This window comes from Marinobacter sp. GH_1 (genome assembly GCF_048595985.1).
Lineage (GTDB): Bacteria > Pseudomonadota > Gammaproteobacteria > Pseudomonadales > Oleiphilaceae > Marinobacter > Marinobacter shengliensis.
Genome location: NZ_CP184460.1, coordinates 595,025 through 612,820, shown reverse-complemented (window position 1 = coordinate 612,820; position 17,796 = coordinate 595,025). Strand labels below are relative to the sequence as shown.

Here is a 17,796-nt window from a genome sequence, read left to right as displayed (position 1 = left end):
ATGGCAGTTACCATCAATACCCTGCGGGAATACAAGCAAAAGGGCGAAGCCTTCTCTGCCCTGACCTCCTACGATGCCACCTTCGCACATGTGGTCAGTGAGGCCGGCGTTGACGTTATCCTGATTGGTGATTCGCTGGGCATGGTTCTGCAGGGGCATGACAGCACCCTGCCGGTCACAATGGAACAGATGGTTTACCACACCAGCTGCGTTGCCAAAGGCAACCAGGGTTCACTGATCATGGCCGATATGCCTTTCATGTCTTACGGCACCGTGACCGATGCCCTGGACAACGCCGCAGAACTGATGCGCGCCGGCGCCCACATGGTCAAGCTTGAAGGCACCGACTGGATGAAAGACACCATCGAAGCGCTGAGCGAGCGCGGTGTGCCGGTATGCGCCCACCTGGGGCTGACGCCACAATTCGTCAACAAGTTTGGCGGCTACAAGGTTCAGGGCCGTGACGAAAAGGCTGCCGAAGCCATGATCGAGCATGCCTGCGAGCTGGAAGCGGCCGGCGCCGATGTCATCCTTCTGGAATGCGTACCCGCCCCTCTGGCTGCCCGCATCACTCAGGCCGTCCGGGCCCCGGTGATCGGCATTGGCGCAGGCGCAGACACCGACGGCCAGGTACTGGTGCTGCACGATATGCTGGGCATCACCACCGGCCGCAAACCCCGCTTCGTGAAGAACTTCCTGGCGGAAACCAACTCTATTCCGGAGGCCATCGCCGCCTACGCCCAGGCCGTCAAGGCGCGTTCATTTCCAGCCGAGGAGCATACGTTCAAGGCATGAGAACCGTACATTCACTCAAAGAACTCCGAACCATTCTGCGCAGCTACCGGCAGCAGGGTAAAACCATTGGCTTGGTGCCCACCATGGGCAACCTGCACGAGGGCCACGTTTCGCTGGTACGGAAGGCGGCAGAGGCTGCGGATATCGTTGTCACCAGCATTTTTGTCAATCCGATGCAGTTCGGCGCCAACGAAGACCTGGACACTTACCCCCGCACACTCGCCGACGACCAGGACAAGCTGGCCGCCGCTGGCAACACCCTGGTGTTCGCGCCCTCGGCGGACGAGATTTACCCCGAAGGCCTGGCCCGACAAACCAAAGTGGTTGTGCCGGAAGTCAGCGAAGGGCACTGCGGTGCCAGCCGGCCAGGGCACTTCGAGGGTGTGGCAACGGTCGTCACCATGCTGTTCAACATGGTTCAGCCCGACCTGGCAGTGTTCGGCGAGAAAGATTTCCAGCAATTGGCCGTCATCCGCAAACTGACCCGGGACCTGATGATCCCGGTTGAAATTATTGGCGCCCCCACTGTTCGCGAAGAGGACGGGCTGGCGAAAAGCTCCAGAAACGGCTATCTCAATGAAGAGGAGAGAGCCATTGCGCCGGTGGTGTATCAGACGTTGACCAACGTGGCTGCGCAACTGGAACAGGGCCGTTCCGATTTTGACGATCTGGCACGGGAAGCGAACGACACGCTGGCCAAGGCCGGGCTACGCCCGGATTATTTCAACATTGTGAATAGCCAGACGCTGAAACCAGCCATCGAAGCAGATCAGGAGCTGACACTCCTGGTCGCGGCGTTTTTAGGGACCACCCGGCTAATCGACAACCTTAGCGTCACCCGATAACACCAGGAACCACCGCCTGAAGACTGTCCGGCGGCGAACAGAAAGGAACCTCTGATGCCCGACAAACCGGCACCACTGACTCACCTTCCGGAATGGCGGGTTCTGGCCCAATTCAAGGATCAGCTGGCCGGAACGCCGATACGGGATCTGTTCAGGGACGACCCGCAGCGAGCCCAGCGGTACCTGGTGAGCGGCGCCGGTCTGACCCTGGACTTCTCCCGCAATCGGCTTACCGATGCCACCTTCAACGCGCTGATGGACCTGGCCCGGGCCTGTGGCCTGGAGCAGCAGCGAAACGCGCTGTTTGATGGCGGCATCGTCAATCGAACGGAAAACCGCCCCGCCCTGCACACGGCATTGCGCCAACCCCGCGGCCAGGACGTTCGGGTACACGGTGAAAACATTATTCCGGAAGTGCACGCCACACTCGACAGAATGGCAGAGCTGGTGTCCGCCATCACCGAGGGCCGCCATACCGGTTATACCAACAAACCCTTTACCGACGTGGTGAGCATCGGTATCGGCGGCTCGTTCCTCGGCCCGAAACTGGTGGTGGAAGCCCTGAAACCCTTCTGGCACGGCCAGTTAAACTGCCACTTTGTCGCCAACATCGACGGCACCGACATCGCCGAAACCTTGAGGTCGCTGAACCCGGAAACCACCTTATTCCTAGTGCAGTCGAAGTCGTTCCGCACCCAGGAAACCCTGGATAACAGCCTGTTGGCCCGCCAGTGGTTTCTCGACAAGAGCGGCAGTGAGCCAGCGGTGGCCCGGCATTTCCTGGCGGTGACCGCCAACGTGGACGAAGCCATCCGGTTTGGCATCGACCGCAACAACATCTTCCCCATGTGGGACTGGGTAGGGGGCCGCTACTCACTCTGGTCGGCCATCGGCCTGCCCATTGCCCTGACCATCGGCATGGAGCACTTCCGGGCGCTGCTTGAGGGCGCTCACGCGATGGACTGTCACTTCCGTGAACAGCCAGCAGCCAGCAACCTGCCAGTGATCATGGCCATGCTGAGCGTCTGGTACAACAACTTCTGGGATGCACAGAGCCACGCCGTTCTACCGTATGACGAATACCTCAAGCATCTGCCGGAGCACTTGCAACAGCTGGATATGGAAAGTAATGGTAAGCGGGTAACCCAGAACGGCAACGCGGTAGATTACGAAACCGGGCCAATCCTGTGGGGCGGCGTTGGCGCCAATGGCCAGCACGCTTACCACCAGCTGATTCACCAGGGCACACGGCTGATCCCGGCTGACTTCATCATCCCTTTACAGTCCCACAACCCGGTGGAACATCACCACGCTACCCTGTTTGCCAACTGCCTGAGCCAGGCCAGCGCGATGATGGCCGGGAAAACCCGGGCCGAGGCGGAACAGGAACTGTTGCAGGCGGGCCTGGCCTCGGCTGACGCAAAAGCTCTGGCACCCCACAAGGAAATCCCGGGCAATAAACCCAGCAATATTCTGGTGATGGACAAGATTACCCCGACAACCCTTGGGGCCGTGATCGCGCTGTATGAGCACCGCACCTTCGTGCAAAGCGTGATCTGGGATATCGATTGCTTTGATCAGTGGGGCGTGGAACTGGGCAAGCAGATTGGCAACCAGATCCTGCCCCGGCTGCTCGGAGATAAATTCGAAGGCACCGCCGGCGACAGTGCCACCGACCAGATGATCCGGCTATTCAGGTCAGCCAACCGCCCGTGAAATCTGGCGCCCCTGCCAGCTGAAGTCGACCGGCCAGAGCTTCTGGTCACGCTGGTAGTCCTGCCAGAGCTGCTGGTAAGTTTGCCGGCAGGCCGGATGCATTTCCGCCCCGGCAATGTCTGCCAGCGGCCGCAACACGAAAGCGTTCTTGAGAATCTCCGCCCTCGGCAGCTCGACACCGTCGACCACCCCGACAGAATCATCATAGGTCAATATATCCAGGTCCAAGGTTCGAGGGCTGAATTTCGGCGCAGATCGGGTTCGGCCGTTGTCGGCTTCCAACTTCTTGAACCGGCGGGACAGCTCTCCCACCGAAAGCCCGGTGTCGATTCCCACCACCAGATTGAGGAAATCGGAACCTTCAAAACCGACGGATTCACTCTCGTAAACCGGCGAGATGGTCAAATCTCCAAACCACCCTGCCAGCGCGTCCAGTGCCACAGTGACATGGCGGTATCGCTCGATGTTAGTACCAACGCTGATGTAAACCCGGCTCATGCCCGCGTTCCCCGCACAATCCGGACGCCCACGGAGCGCGCAGCCGGCACGGCCCCGGGCTTGTTCAGGGTCAGCCGTAGCCAGCGAACACCAAATTCCGACTGCAACAGCGCAGCAATCTCCTCCGCTGCCCGTTCCAGCAGCTGGGGTTTCAGGGTTTGCAGGCATTCACTCACCCGCTCACTAACGGCCGCGTAATCCAGTGCATCGGCGACATTGTCGCTGGCCCCGGGCGCACGGTTGTCCCAGGCCATTTCCAGATCCACCAGTATCCGCTGGGTGATTTCCCTCTCCCAATCGTAAACGCCGATCACGGTGTCCACTGCCAGGCCCTCGATGAGCACTGTGTCTACCAAACCTTCTGCCAAACCGGACTCCCAGTGTGTTCCACTCAAGGCTGATTGAATAATGTGCAGGCAAACGATAGTGTGGGAGTTTGCCTGTGTACTGAGCTTCAGGGCGGGCATTTTCTCACAGAACACCCGGCGCCGTCTGCGCGCCCGTGATATGGCCATGAACCTGACCAGTAACCCAGTTCTGATTGTCGCACTCTGCTTCGGCGCCTACCTGGCCGGCTCCGTGCTGTTTGCCATCCCGGTATGCAGGCTCTGGCACCTGCCTGACCCAAGAGCCCTGGGCTCCGGCAACCCCGGTGCCACCAACGTATACCGGGCCGGTGGCTGGCAACCTGCGGTGGCTACACTGGTACTGGATGCATTCAAAGGCTGGCTGCCAGTGTGGCTATCACACATTGCGGGTATGTCGATACTGGTTCAGGCCATGGTGGCACTGTGCGCGGTCACCGGCCACATGATCCCCCTGTTCTATCGTTTCAAAGGCGGCAAGGGCGTGGCCACAGCACTCGGGGCCGGTTTGGCGTTGGCTCCGGTGACCACCGGTATTATGGCGCTGCTTTGGCTGCTGATCATGTGGCGCTGGCGCATTTCAGCGCTGGCCTCCCTGGTGGCGGTTACCAGTGGGCCGGTTATCAGCGCGCTGATTGAGCCGGAAACCCTGCCACTGTTCGGGCTGCTGACCCTGCTGATCGTTGTGCGCCACCGCAACAACCTGATCCGCCTCGCCCAGGGTCGAGAAACCGGGCTCTGAAGCCCGGCCGGGTTAATAAACCAGGCCGTTCGCCCGCGGCTCGTTAACCGGCGGCAAGGTATTCATCGGCCAGCGCGGCACAGACACAATGCGCTCACCGTCCCTTTGACCGCTCTTGAGCCGCTGGGCACCGGCATACGCAATCATCGCGCCATTGTCAGTACAGAACTCCGGGCGGGCGTAAAACACCGAGCCATTGAGTTTCGCGGTCATCTTTTCCAGCCCTGCCCGCAACCGCTTGTTGGCGCTTACTCCACCGGCAATAACCAGGCGCTTGCAACCGGTTTGCTCCAACGCCCTCCGGCACTTGATAGTCAGGGTATCCACTACCGCCGCCTCAAACGCCAGGGCGATGTCTGCTTTTACCTGCTCATCGAAGGCATCGTTATCTTTCGCATCGTTCACCGTGTTCAGGGTAAACGTTTTCAAGCCGCTGAAGCTGAAATCCAGCCCGGGACGATCCGTCATTGGCCGGGGGAAACGGTAGATCCCCTCGCGGCCCTTTTCCGCCAAGGCTGCCACCCGGGGGCCTCCCGGGTAATCCAGCCCGAGCATCTTGGCAGTTTTATCAAAGGCTTCGCCGGCAGCATCATCCACCGACTCTCCCAGCATCTGGTACTGTCCGATACCATCCACCCGGACCAATTGGGTGTGGCCACCGGACACCAGCAGAGCAACAAAAGGAAACGCTGGCGGGTTTTCTTCCAACATTGGCGCCAGCAAATGCCCTTCCATGTGGTGGACACCCAGTACCGGAATACCCAGCGCAAAACCCAGAGCATGGGCCACGGAACCACCCACCATCAGCGCCCCGACCAGCCCTGGGCCGGCGGTATAGGCTATCCCTTCAAGATCGTTACGATCCCTGCCAGCCTTGGCCAATACCTGGTCACACAGCGGCAAGAGCTTGCGAACATGGTCGCGGGACGCCAGCTCAGGCACTACCCCGCCATAATCCGCATGCATAGCAATCTGGCTGAACAGCGCGTGGGCCAGCAAGCCCTGCTCGGTGTCATACAGGGCAACGCCGGTTTCGTCACAGGAGGTTTCAATACCAAGAATCAGCATAGTCTGGGCCGCGTCCGAAATGGGAATGTGGAACTGGCGGCATTTTAGCAGAAACCCGAAAGGCTCCGGCAGTTTCGTTGAACAGTCATTGACCTGAACATATCCAACGGCTATCATTGCCGCCCTAAATTATGCACTGGTCGAGTTTTAGCCAATCTGACCAGGTATCGAGCCCGCGTGGCCAAGGCCGGCGGGACCAATTGAAACCGAATCTATCAGGTAGGTGATTTTCGAATGCCAGCTGTTAAAGTGAAAGAGAATGAGCCGTTTGATGTAGCACTGCGTCGCTTCAAGCGTTCCTGCGAGAAGGCCGGTGTACTGTCTGAAGTACGTCGTCGTGAGCACTACGAGAAGCCGACCGCTGTTCGTAAGCGTAAAGCAGCTGCCGCCGTTAAGCGTCATCTCAAGAAGCTTCAGCGTGAGCAGCGTAAGTTCGAGCGTCTGTACTGAGTTCAGCGCGCATCGACAGCAAGACTGATTGCCGGAACGGCGTTTCGCCTTCTCCGGCAAACTGAAAATGCCGCCGAGGCCTGGCTTCGGCGGCATTTTTGGCTATGGTGAATACCGGTTTGTATCAGGCACCCCGACTGAAGTGGAGCCACCATGAGCGGACTGATCCCTCAACGATTTGTTGAAGACCTGCTTGATCGGATTGATCTGGCAGAGCTGATCGGTAGCCGCATAACCCTCAAAAAGGCTGGCGCCAACTACAAGGCCTGCTGTCCGTTTCACGACGAAAAAACACCGTCGTTTAACGTTCGTCCAGACAAAGGCTTTTACCACTGCTTCGGATGCGGCGCTCATGGCGATGCCATCAGCTTTATCCGCGAATTCGACGGTCTGGGCTTTACCGAAGCCGTAGAAGAACTGGCGAAACGGGCCGGGCTGGAAGTGCCTTATGACCGCGCTGCGCGACAGGAAATGCAACAGGCCAGAACCCTGACCGACGCCCTGGATTTCGCCAGCCGCTTCTACCACTCGGCCCTAGGCAGCCAGCAAGGCGCTTACGCTCGGGACTACCTGAAACAGCGCGGCCTGGACGATGCCATCATCGAGCAGTACCAGATCGGCTTTGCGCCCGGCACCGGAACGGCGCTTTTTGACGCCGCACCGAAAGATCTGAAAGAGCCGTTACTGGAAACCAAAACGGTTTCAGACAAGTACGGCCGACCAAGAGATCTGTTCCGCAATCGGGTGATGTTTCCGATCCGGAACACCCGGGGCAAAACGGTGGCCTTTGGCGGCCGCACCCTCGGAGACGACAAGGCCAAATACATCAACTCCCCGGAGTCGGATGTGTTTCATAAAAGCCGGGAGATCTACGGCCTTTATGAGGCCCGGCAAGCCATCCGCCAGCTGGACAAACTGCTGGTGGTTGAAGGCTATATGGACGTGATCGCGCTGGCCCAGAACGGCATACACGATGCAGTGGCAACCCTGGGCACCGCAACCAACCAGGACAGTCTGACCGCCTTGCTAAGGCAAGTCCGGCACATTGTGTTCTGCTTTGATGGCGACCAGGCCGGTTTCCGTGCTGCAGACCGCGCCATGGAGAACGCCCTGGAACTGATGGCCGACGGCCTGCACCTGCAGTTTCTGATGCTGCCACAGGGTGAAGACCCGGACACACTGATCCGGAAGGAAGGCGCAGACGCCTTCAGACAGCGGATTGAGGCGGCAACGCCCCTGTCACGTTACCTGTTCGACCGGCAGAGCGAAGGTTTGAACCTGGAGCTGCCGGAACACCGAGGCGAACTGAGAGCCCGGGCAGAACCGCTTCTGAACAAAATGCCCCGCAGCACACTGCGGGACGCCATGTGGCACGAAATGATGCGCCTGTGTGGCGGCCGGAAGCCCTGGCAGGAGCGGCCTAAAGGCAATGACTTCAAGGCGCGCGGATGGCGCGGCGAGCGGCAGAGCCGGCCGACAGAAGAACGCATAGATGTGAAGCTGAGCAAAGACAGCACGCTTTGCCTGGCACTACTGGAAGCACCGGAAATGGCGGCGGAAGTCAAAGCATTGGCTGACAGCAACCGCCAGCTGGAGCAGGCCGGGCGGTTCGCCCGCTGGCTGATGGAACAGAATATCAGTACCCGCAAAGCATTAGTCGCGGGGCTGGCAACGGACAAACAGGCCAGAGACAGGTTCTACAACCTGTTTGATGGACTGGAGCATATACCGGCCCGGGAAAGCATACTGGCAGCCGCCAGAGAACTGCTGAGCCCGAACGAAGAGGCCGCGCGCCAGCAAAGACTGGCAACCCTGCTCCGGAATCTGGCCACGCTCACCCCGGAACAGCGGGAAGAGCTGAGAACGCTCAGCAAGGGCAACGTAGATTGAATCCTGCGTTAAATCCCGTTGCTGGGGCATGACCACTTGAAACTGACGCCACTGATCACCATCTAACCATTCGGTGGCACAGCAGATACGCGGCAGCTATAATGGCTGTTTAACTTTTTTCCTCTTTAAAAGCGAGTTCACAGGGTGTCTATGTCAGGCAATTCGCAGAAATCACGTTTGAAAGACCTCATCGCACGAGGCAAGGAACAAGGTTACCTGACTTACGCCGAGGTAAACGACCACCTACCGGAAGATATCGCAGATCCGGATCAGGTTGAAGACATTATCCGGATGATCAACGACATGGGTATCCAGGTGTGCGAAGAAACACCCGACGCCGATACCCTGTTAATGACCGAAGGCGACTCCACCGCCGACGAAGCCGCCGCTGCTGAAGCCGCCGCCGCTCTCGCCGCCGTAGAAACCGATGCCGGCCGCACCACCGACCCGGTACGCATGTACATGCGTGAAATGGGCACCGTTGAACTGCTGACCCGTGAAGGCGAAATCGTGATCGCCAAGCGCATTGAGGAAGGCATTCGCGACGTCATGGCCGCCGTAGCCCACTTCCCCGGCACCGCCGGCACCGTGATTCAGGCTTACGATCGTATCATCGAGAACGAAGGTCGCATCAGCGACATCGTTACCGGCTTCCTGGACCCGGACGACGCCGAGCCGTTCATGGGCGAAGACACCAGCGAAGACACCTCTGCTGACGACAACGACAGCAGCGATGATGACGACGACACTTCAACCGAGGAAGAAACCGATAACGGTCCGGACCCGGAAGAAACCCGCCTGCGTTTTGAGTTGCTGAAAGAAAAACTGGATGCCGCCGACAAGGCGCTGGCCAAGCACGGCCGCAGCCACAAGAAAACCCAGGAAGCGCTGAACGAATTGGGCCAGGTATTTGCCCCCTTCAAGCTGGGCAACAAGGCGTTCGACGAGCTGGTAAACGTGGTTCGCTCCACCAACGATCTGGTGCGGGAGAACGAACGGGCCATCATGCAGATCTGCGTACGCGACTGCAAAATGCCGCGCAAAGATTTCATCAAATGGTTCCCGGGCAACGAGACCGACCTGGAATGGGCGAAAGAAATCGCGGCCACCAAGAAGCCATACGCCGCCGCCATTGGTGAGCGCATCGACGAGATCGTGCGCCTGCAGAAGCGCATCCAGAACGTACAGACCGAAGTGGATCTGGACGTAGTCGATATCAAGGAAATCAACCGTCGGGTGTCCATCGGCGAAGCCAAGGCCCGCCGCGCCAAGAAAGAAATGGTCGAGGCCAACCTGCGACTGGTGATTTCCATCGCCAAGAAATATACCAACCGTGGCCTGCAGTTCCTGGACCTGATTCAGGAAGGCAACATCGGCCTGATGAAGGCCGTGGATAAGTTCGAATACCGCCGTGGCTACAAGTTCTCCACCTACGCCACCTGGTGGATTCGCCAGGCCATTACCCGCTCCATCGCGGACCAGGCCCGTACCATCCGGATTCCGGTGCATATGATTGAGACCATCAACAAGCTCAACCGTATCTCCCGCCAGATGCTGCAGGAAATGGGCCGCGAGCCCACGCCTGAAGAGCTGGGCGAGCGCATGGACATGCCGGAAGACAAGATCCGCAAGGTACTGAAGATCGCCAAAGAGCCGATCTCCATGGAAACCCCGATTGGCGACGATGAAGACAGCCATCTGGGCGATTTCATCGAAGATATCCAGGCCCTGTCGCCGGTGGATTCCGCTACTGCCGAAGGCCTGCGCGAGGCGACCCGCTCGGTGCTGGCCGGCCTGACCGCTCGCGAATCGAAAGTACTGCGCATGCGTTTCGGTATTGAAATGAACACCGACCACACCCTGGAAGAAGTCGGCAAACAGTTCGACGTAACTCGGGAGCGTATCCGTCAGATCGAAGCCAAGGCCCTGCGCAAACTGCGCCACCCTTCCCGCTCCGATCACCTGCGCGGCTTTATTGACGACCAGGGCAACGGTTAATCCGCAAGACAGTAGCGGGCGCCACCCCTCGTGGGTATAATGGCGCCCGCTTTCCCTTTAGGGCCTATAGCTCAGTTGGTTAGAGCAGGGGACTCATAATCCCTTGGTCGCTGGTTCGAGTCCAGCTGGGCCCACCATATTTCAAGCACTTACATCACTTCTCCCCCCTCTCCTCGCTAGGTGTCAACCAAACGTCAACGGCGCTTTTTTACTGCTAACCTGGACGATACGACTCTGAGGTTCTGTTATGCTTCCGGGCTGATATACGGGGGTATCCATGACCGAAATATACAGGGACACACCAATGGCGAAAGCCATTTTCGAAATGTTCGATAACCTGGCTGACTTCCTGGAAGATCGAGGAGCAAAGCCTGGTAGCTGTAAGGCGTATATTTTCGGCGGGTGTGCTCTCCACCTCCATACTAACGCTCGTGGTAGCAGTGATCTGGATATTGAACTCGAAGCTATGGAGAGGATTTCTCCAAATGAGCTGGTCCTTGCGCTGGATGAAGTCTTTTTTGATGATCCGGAAACCGGCCCCTCATCTATCGTATTCGATCCGAATTTCACTCCGACCCTCGCACCGTTGCATGAGGATTACCAGGAAGACGCCATTTGGCTTAACCGGAACGAGGAAGACTCACCGATCTGGGTCTACCTGGTTCAAAAAGTGGACCTGGCTGTTTCGAAACTCGGGCGCTATGGAGACCAGGACATCGATGATATACACACGCTGTTTGACCATGGACTCTCCATCGAGGAGTTCAAAAACCGTGCCGAGGAGGCCCGTAAGTACTTTCCCGGCAACCTCGACAGATTGACAGGGAATATCACCCACGTTATAAAAACGTATACAAAGTGATCAACGCGGATATTTCATGAATTCCTTACTTAACGTCGCACACAAAGGACTCGACCGTGTGACAGACCAAGAGGTTGTAAAAGCGGCCCTTGAAGTCTGGCATCAGGGCTATGTCCCGACGCTTTCAGGGTTGCCCCTAGAAGAGCGACGCCTGGCCGGCTATCTGGTTGACCGTTTATCCAGGTTCAACTGCCTGAGTGCCGAGCAGAAGAAAGAACTGCAAACCGTCGCCTCTGATGCGAAGGCGAACCTTCCTGAGCGTTTGTCACGGGAGCGTGTCGACGGGCTGGCCCGATCCTGGGGGCTCGATCACGATCTCAGGCCGTTTATGAAAGCCTTACTCCCCTTCCAAACCCGGCACTATAAGCGCGGTCTCGATAAAACCGCTGCCTGAAGATACCATTTAGTCCGAAGGGCCCTGGACTAAGGGGGCGTCGGATACGTAGAAACGGCCACACATGAATTTTGGTCCCTGGTTCGAGTCCAGGTGGGCCCAACACTACTTGCAGCTTTCTTCCCTCTCCTAAAGCGAACTCCATCGTTTCAAATACTTTTCGATTTTTTCCCAGTAGAACCCAACTTTTATACCAGATGGTAGATGCTCCGTTTGTGTCGCTCTCCTACTCTGTTCGGGCACTTAATTCCGTGATCAGAATGGATGTCGACCATGAACACAAAGAAGAATCTTCTGGGTTTAGCAGTTTTAACCACCTCACTGGCGCTGGCGGGTTGTGGTGGTTCCAGTTCCTCTGGGAATCAGCAGGTGGAAGAGGATATGACGCCGGATGAGCCGACTTTCCCGGCAGCGTTTGCGTTCAGTCAGAATCCGGCGACGGCGCTGGATGAGATGAAGGAGTTGCCTGAGAAGGCGTTTCCGGCCGAGCTGTATAACCTCTTACGCCAGCAGCTCATTGAAGGCGGCACTGCGTCGAGCACAGACAGGCTTTCGTTTTGGATTGATACAAAAGATGCCTTCACCAACTATCAGTGTGGCGTAGGCACCTTTGGCGCTCTAGCAACACAGCCTGACCCAGCCGTCGGAACACCCGCCAATTCCTTTCAAGTGTCTTCCAAAGATACTGCGAATAACGAAGAAGAGCTTGGGGCATACCCGGATGGCGTCGGTACGGCAGCGCTCTTCAGAGAAGTCGCCCTTCTGATCTTCAATGATTGTGAACTCGTCGACCCGGCCGATTCAAGCACCGTCGTCGCCACGATTAATGGCCAGGTCGCACTTATACGGGAATGGGTTGGAGAGAGCAGCAACGGGGATATGGGTAACAGCCGTATTATCATGGATAACTTCCACTTTAACTTCGGCACGTCTGGCCTTGAAGCCAGAGAGCCGGTTGTTGTGACCAAGGGTAACACCACCTACAGCTTGGCTTTTGGCTTTACCGAAACCCATGTCTTTGGCGAGTTCTCCCAGGCCCAACAAAACGCACTGAGCAATTTTGAATACGCTCAGCCGTTCAGATCACGCCTGTTCCAGCAGCGTTTAGCCGATAACAACTTCAAAGGCATGTATGCCTTCGATGCAGCGAACCTGAGCATCACCACCACACCCGATGGTGGCACAGCATCGCAGGTGCAGTTCAACAACTTTGCGTCTGTTTTTGTGGCCCCAACTGAGTTGGGTAACAACACGCCAGACGATATCTACAAGTTGTACGTCGAATCACCCTACCGCGGTGATGAAAATGCCGAAGCTAGCTCTATCGTATTCGGTAGTGATGAGGACGCCGAAACGGTCTTTATCGAAACCCTGTCAAACGGTGGCAATGATAAGTTCATTACCGCGGACTTTGAGTTTGTTGGAGACGAAGCCAGCTTCTTGAGAGGCAGATCAGACCAAGCGCGGCTGGATTGCCCAACAAGTGCCACGATTGGCTATTCCTCTACACCCAGCGCACCACTGGTCGCGGGCATCAGTTTCCTTTTAGATGGCAACTCGCAGGAAACGACTCGCGTGTATGTGGATGAGAACAATACTCAAACCAACCGCGATCCAGCTGTGGCAATATCGACAGCAAGTGAAGATAACGTCTGTCGCGATGGCGAAAATGGCCCAACCAGGTTCATTCCTCTTCCGGGGCTCGGGCCAATTTCCTATGATCCATCCGTGGTGATTTAACTAGTCTTCTTGCGGCCGCCATTGGATTCTCAAGTCCGTGGCGGCTTGCCTGAACCATTTCCAACTCACCTCATCCAGCCATACACCTTGGCATTGATCATCCAAAAGGCACTGTCGCGCCCAGGCAATCCGTTCGGCCGTTTTATCGGGCAACGGCTGCCAGCTCAACCCATCCCAAAAAAGCCCCTTGTGGCTCACTCTATCCCCCCTACCCCAGGCATCACGCTCCCGCCCTTCAACGTAGCGAATCTCAACCGGCTTTTCCGGCAGCATCCTTCCGAGCAATTTGCCGTACAGGTGGGCAGCGGTGGTCTGGCCAATATCCGGCTGCGCGTTCACTTCGATCACCCAGGCGCCGATATCACGCCATGAATGACTGATGTCCGGCATGATCAGATCAATGCCGGCCAGGTCCAGGCGGCACAATCGCGCTACTTTGGCTGCTAGCTCGGCGTTGTCCGGGTGAATGTCGGCGTAGACCGGAACCGGCTGGCCACCGGCGGCGACATTCGGTAAATGCGACAGCACAACAACCTGGCCTGTTGCCGGCACACTGGTTGGCTTGAGGTTCTGAGCGTTGAGCAAGTCTTTCGCGGATTCCGCACCAGGCAAAGGCTTGAGCGGGCTGAGGCCGGCGCCGGAACGCTCCGGCCGGGCGTTTTCACGCTCTATTAATCTCGAAACAGTGTCTTTTCCATTACCAATCACACTGGCGGGCACTCGCTCTATCGCCCATACACATTCTCCGCGATGCACTGTTAATCGATAATCCCGACCCTGCACCTGAGGCTGAACAAGAACCTGATCGGTTAGTTCCCGGCACTGCCGGAAGGCCTCCGCCAGCGAAGGCAGGTCTTCCAGGTACAGATGAACGCCCTTACCACCGTCCAGATCGGCCGGCTTGCACACCAAGGGAAAGCCCAGTGCCTCGGCGACAGGCTTCAGCTGCACCTCCTCCATGATCAGTGCCTGCCTGGGCACCGGAATGCCCGCCTTGGCAAGGAAGTCGCTGGTGGCCGCTTTGTTTCTCACCAGATTGGCCGACATCACCGGGGTTGAGGAGGTAAACGAGCTGTCGAGCCACACACCGGATGCACCAATGCCGATCTGAAACATGTGATGCCCCAGACTAACCACTGGCAAACGCGCCTCGAAAGCGGCGAAGAGAAACCTCGAGATGTTGGCCGAGGTCGGGGCACAGTCAGCCAGGGGCTTCATGACGGTTTCAAGGCTGGACATTGCCTCACGAACAAGGGTGTCGGTTTGGGGGGCCATGGACACCGTCAACAGCCACTTCAAAAGCGATAAACTGGCGTTCTCCGTACCCTCGTATGAGGGGAAGTACACCAGGTAGTAATTGGGCATATCCGGCGAAGGCAAAGCCTTCGGCGCCTCGAATACCGGCAACCCGGCGAACCGCACGATTCGATGGTGCCAGTACCCAAGCCATTCCAACCAGGTCTCAGGCCCGACGGGGTGAGCCGAAGGCTCCGGTAATCGGCCAAAACCGGGTTCCGGAAAGGCGCGTTCGAGCAAAGTGACAAAAGCCCGTGAGACCGGCTCCGAAGCATTCGAAGGCGGGCGGATGTTCACGCAGAAGCCAGGCTGACGGGTCACATCTGAACCACCGTAATAGCGCGTAACCGGTGGCTGCATATCCCAATCGGGTCTCTGCAGCATTCAGTGCTCCTGCGGGTTGGGGACGCATTTGCGAGCCACCACTCGGTAAAGGCGCCATGGCATTTGCACAGATTCTTGCGAATCAATACTCGGTTTGACGCCCAGGTAACTTCTGACGGCCTCAAGGGTCAGGCTGTCTGAAACGCCCTGCAGACGAAACAGCCCACGGCAGAATTCGCACAGTTCGGTTTTACTGGCGAATTGCCAGTGGCAATCCACCATACCCGCTGACAGGACATCCCATTTTGATGGTTCGAACTGCAAAACGAACCCAGGCCCGAGATAATCGCCTTCATGCCCCATGCCGTTGTACTTACCCACAAACTCGTCGAGAAACCGGGCTTCAGGAGAACCGGACCCGACATCCAGCACAGACAGCAAACCACGGGGTACCAGTGTGCGGTGACACGCATTCAGAAAAGGGCGCTTATCCAGACAGTGATGGAGCCCCGCCAGGCTTATAAACGCATCAATCGATAGGTCCGGGAAAGGCAAGTCAGCCAGATCGCCACCTTCAGCCGGGCCGGTATTAAAGCCAGAACTGGGGTCGAAGCCATGGTACTCCACCGTTGCGGGCAGAAAACTCCGCAGGTACTCCCCGCCAGACGGCGCATCAGCTATCCGGAAGGCGGGACGGGCTGCAAGGTCTGCTATAAGGGGCTCTAAAGCCCGTTTAAACTCAAGCACCCTCGCATGAGGCACAGTGAGCATGGCCTTATGGTAACTGCCACCCCGGTGCCGGAAAATTTCAGCGTAATCTGCAAGCACCTGTCCGTATCTCCCAGCGTTTTGAGCTAACATTAATGGGCCTGCCACCAAGCGGCATCTACCACATGGTATAAGTGATCCGGAAATTCCCTGATTTCGTTTAACTGGTGGGATATATCCGGTGGAGCCCGATGTCAGACAACAACCTCAAGGAACTCATCTCGGCCGTTGCCGCCAGGCAAGCGGAATTTGCCGACCTGATCGTCGCTCTGGCGCCAGATCTTAGCTCACAGGCCATTCTGCCGACTGATCTTGCCCTGGAGCTGTCTACGGCGCTGCACGACCTGGAAGAGCGTGCAACGGGCCACGACCCGCTATACAGACTGGTCAACGACCACACGGCCCCCGCCCTGGCGCTGAATGAGTCTGGCCAGGTTGTTGCTCTGAACGTGGGCGCGGCCCAGCTGTTCGATATGCAATCCGGTGATGGCCTGGTAGCCCTGGGCATCAGCCCGGAGGCCTTTCATCAGTTCAAGGAACGCCTCGCCTCCACCCAGGGCCCCACGTTGTTGAAGGCCTACCGAAAAGGCAGTGACGAACATACCCTGCCCCTGATTCTCGTGGGCATGTACCAGCAGAAACTGAAAACCTTCGTGCTGAATGCCTTGCAACAACACTGGCCGGAATCCATTGATCTGGCGTTCGCAGACGTGTTCGGCCTGTCCGCCAGTGAACGCCATATCCTCGCGCTGCTATCACGGGGCTGCTCGTCGGAAGAGATCGCTGAAGAGCGAGGCAGTTCGGTGGCAACCGTCCGGCAGCAAATCAAAAGCCTGCTACAGAAGCTGGGCGCTAAAAGTCAGGTACAGGCTGCCACCATGGCCGCTTCTGCAGCGACCGCCATGGATACCGTGAAAGCGAAAGGGGATTTGCTGTCTGCCCATTACGACGATTATCCCATGAGTATTCATGAGGTGGTCCGTGATCACCGGCGAATTGGCTGGCGCCGGTTTGGTCGCCCCGGCGGGCAACCCGTGCTACTCCTCCATGGCCCCTCCTTCGGTGCCGGGGACTTTCCGGACGAACGGCGACTGGCTTCGCAGTTTGGGCTGGATGTCATTGCCGTCGAACGCGCCGGTTATGGCAGGACCGAACCCTCGGACAAATCCGAAGACCCACTGGAAAGCCAGTGCCACGATATACTCGCCGTGCTAGGCTCCCTGTCGATCTCTCGGATAACCATTCTGTCCCATGAAGTCGCCCTTATCCCCGCCCTTGCGCTGCTGAAACAGCCAGGCATAGCGATAAACGGCATTGTTTCCGTCTCCGCAGCTCCGCCTTTCAAGGAGCTGGAGCAGATTAACGCCATGCCTGCTCACCAGGCGATTTTCATCCAGGCCGCCCGCCACGCGCCTTGGCTGGCCAGGTTGATGGTTCGGCTGTTGATCCTGAGAATGAGGAAGCTCGGGCCGGAGCAGTGGCCCAAAGTGATTTTCGAGGGCGTGGAGCCAGATGAGCATATAATTCGCAAAAACTCCCTCAGACAAGGGGTGATCGCGGCCTACGGGTTTTATATCAATCAGCTCGGGGCCGGGTATCTGGAGGACCTCAGAATTATGATTCAGGATTGGGGGCACTTGCTGGACGCTCCGAACCTCCCTCTGACACTTATTCACGGCGACTGCAATGCCAGTACCCCGGTGCCTCACCTGAGTATTTTCCGGGGCATTAACCCTGACCTCACCATCGAGCTGGTTGAAGGCGAGGGGCTAACATTGGCGGTCTCGCAAACCGAACGGCTCTACAAAGCCCTTGCGACAATGGCAAACGCCTCCGGTAACCGACTCGCACGAGAACACGGATAGGTCCCTTTACAGCCACACCCGATCAGACGTCAGGTAACTTTACACTCTCGACATTTGGCGAGACAAAAACCCCATATCGATCAATGCACTGAAACCTTGGCCCGCCGATTGCTTTACCCACTATGACATCCGTATGGAAACCCGACACTACACGCCCTTAAGGAATGGGTAGTGAAAAGA

Annotated in this window: 16 protein-coding genes and 1 tRNA gene; 12 read left to right on the top strand and 5 right to left on the bottom strand. The window is 57.6% G+C overall.

Going from position 1 to position 17,796, the window contains the following annotated elements; translation table 11 throughout:
* The 3 genes from panB to pgi are packed head-to-tail and all read left to right on the top strand — an operon-like array spanning position 1 to position 3,356.
* A complete protein-coding gene (gene panB, locus ACNSOI_RS02785) occupies positions 1-795 on the top strand; it encodes a 3-methyl-2-oxobutanoate hydroxymethyltransferase (RefSeq protein ID WP_061333538.1) in 795 nt (264 codons plus the stop codon).
* Positions 792-1,640 (top strand): pantoate--beta-alanine ligase, encoded by an 849-nt coding sequence (gene panC / locus ACNSOI_RS02780; protein WP_152437236.1) that lies wholly within the window; start codon positions 792-794, stop codon positions 1,638-1,640. Before panB ends, panC begins: the two co-directional genes overlap by 4 nt.
* A 54-nt stretch (positions 1,641-1,694) precedes the next feature.
* Positions 1,695-3,356: a glucose-6-phosphate isomerase gene (pgi, locus tag ACNSOI_RS02775; RefSeq protein ID WP_420195098.1), complete on the top strand. Its 1,662-nt coding sequence runs from the start codon at positions 1,695-1,697 to the stop codon at positions 3,354-3,356.
* Here the strand turns inward: pgi and folK are convergent.
* The gene (folK, locus tag ACNSOI_RS02770) at positions 3,339-3,854 is read right to left on the bottom strand and encodes a 2-amino-4-hydroxy-6-hydroxymethyldihydropteridine diphosphokinase (RefSeq protein WP_420195097.1); all 516 of its coding nucleotides are present in this window, start codon (positions 3,852-3,854) and stop codon (positions 3,339-3,341) included. The genes pgi and folK overlap by 18 nt on opposite strands.
* On the bottom strand, positions 3,851-4,222 hold the full coding sequence (folB, locus tag ACNSOI_RS02765) for a dihydroneopterin aldolase (RefSeq protein ID WP_152437233.1): 372 nt from the start codon (positions 4,220-4,222) through the stop codon (positions 3,851-3,853). Before folB ends, folK begins: the two co-directional genes overlap by 4 nt.
* Before the next feature lie 145 nt (positions 4,223-4,367).
* Here folB and plsY point away from each other — a divergent pair, with 145 nt between their 5' ends.
* The gene (gene plsY, locus ACNSOI_RS02760) at positions 4,368-4,961 is read left to right on the top strand and encodes a glycerol-3-phosphate 1-O-acyltransferase PlsY (protein WP_152439574.1); all 594 of its coding nucleotides are present in this window, start codon (positions 4,368-4,370) and stop codon (positions 4,959-4,961) included.
* 12 nt (positions 4,962-4,973) lie between these two features.
* Here plsY and tsaD read toward each other — a convergent pair whose 3' ends face one another.
* Positions 4,974-6,029, bottom strand: a complete 1,056-nt coding sequence (tsaD, locus tag ACNSOI_RS02755; RefSeq protein ID WP_420195096.1) for a tRNA (adenosine(37)-N6)-threonylcarbamoyltransferase complex transferase subunit TsaD — start codon at positions 6,027-6,029, stop codon at positions 4,974-4,976.
* Positions 6,030-6,263: 234 nt separating this feature from the next.
* Here tsaD and rpsU point away from each other — a divergent pair, with 234 nt between their 5' ends.
* From rpsU to ACNSOI_RS02720, 7 genes are all read left to right on the top strand, one after another.
* Positions 6,264-6,479, top strand: a complete 216-nt coding sequence (gene rpsU, locus ACNSOI_RS02750; protein ID WP_007153483.1) for a 30S ribosomal protein S21 — start codon at positions 6,264-6,266, stop codon at positions 6,477-6,479.
* 153 nt (positions 6,480-6,632) lie between these two features.
* Positions 6,633-8,369 (top strand): DNA primase, encoded by a 1,737-nt coding sequence (gene dnaG / locus ACNSOI_RS02745; RefSeq protein WP_420195095.1) that lies wholly within the window; start codon positions 6,633-6,635, stop codon positions 8,367-8,369.
* Positions 8,370-8,519: 150 nt separating this feature from the next.
* Entirely contained in the window at positions 8,520-10,367 is a 1,848-nt protein-coding gene (rpoD, locus tag ACNSOI_RS02740; RefSeq protein WP_152437230.1) for an RNA polymerase sigma factor RpoD, read from the top strand.
* Positions 10,368-10,427: 60 nt separating this feature from the next.
* Positions 10,428-10,504: transfer RNA gene (locus tag ACNSOI_RS02735), tRNA-Ile, on the top strand.
* 167 nt (positions 10,505-10,671) lie between these two features.
* Positions 10,672-11,229 (top strand): DUF6036 family nucleotidyltransferase, encoded by a 558-nt coding sequence (locus tag ACNSOI_RS02730; protein ID WP_152437229.1) that lies wholly within the window; start codon positions 10,672-10,674, stop codon positions 11,227-11,229.
* Positions 11,230-11,287: 58 nt separating this feature from the next.
* Positions 11,288-11,623 (top strand): hypothetical protein, encoded by a 336-nt coding sequence (locus ACNSOI_RS02725; protein WP_152437228.1) that lies wholly within the window; start codon positions 11,288-11,290, stop codon positions 11,621-11,623.
* Between the two features lie 273 nt (positions 11,624-11,896).
* On the top strand, positions 11,897-13,363 hold the full coding sequence (locus tag ACNSOI_RS02720; RefSeq protein WP_420195094.1) for a hypothetical protein: 1,467 nt from the start codon (positions 11,897-11,899) through the stop codon (positions 13,361-13,363).
* Here the strand turns inward: ACNSOI_RS02720 and ACNSOI_RS02715 are convergent, their stop codons facing one another.
* Both ACNSOI_RS02715 and ACNSOI_RS02710 read right to left on the bottom strand, forming a co-directional pair.
* Positions 13,364-15,043 carry a hypothetical protein gene (locus ACNSOI_RS02715; protein WP_061332584.1) on the bottom strand — a complete coding sequence of 560 codons (1,680 nt, stop codon included), beginning with the start codon at positions 15,041-15,043 and terminating at the stop codon, positions 13,364-13,366.
* The gene (locus ACNSOI_RS02710; RefSeq protein WP_420195093.1) at positions 15,044-15,811 is read right to left on the bottom strand and encodes a class I SAM-dependent methyltransferase; all 768 of its coding nucleotides are present in this window, start codon (positions 15,809-15,811) and stop codon (positions 15,044-15,046) included. It lies immediately after the preceding gene.
* A 131-nt stretch (positions 15,812-15,942) separates the two neighbouring features.
* Here ACNSOI_RS02710 and ACNSOI_RS02705 point away from each other — a divergent pair, with 131 nt between their 5' ends.
* Positions 15,943-17,616 carry a LuxR C-terminal-related transcriptional regulator gene (locus tag ACNSOI_RS02705; protein ID WP_420195092.1) on the top strand — a complete coding sequence of 558 codons (1,674 nt, stop codon included), beginning with the start codon at positions 15,943-15,945 and terminating at the stop codon, positions 17,614-17,616.
* The last annotated feature ends 180 nt before the right edge of the window (positions 17,617-17,796 follow it).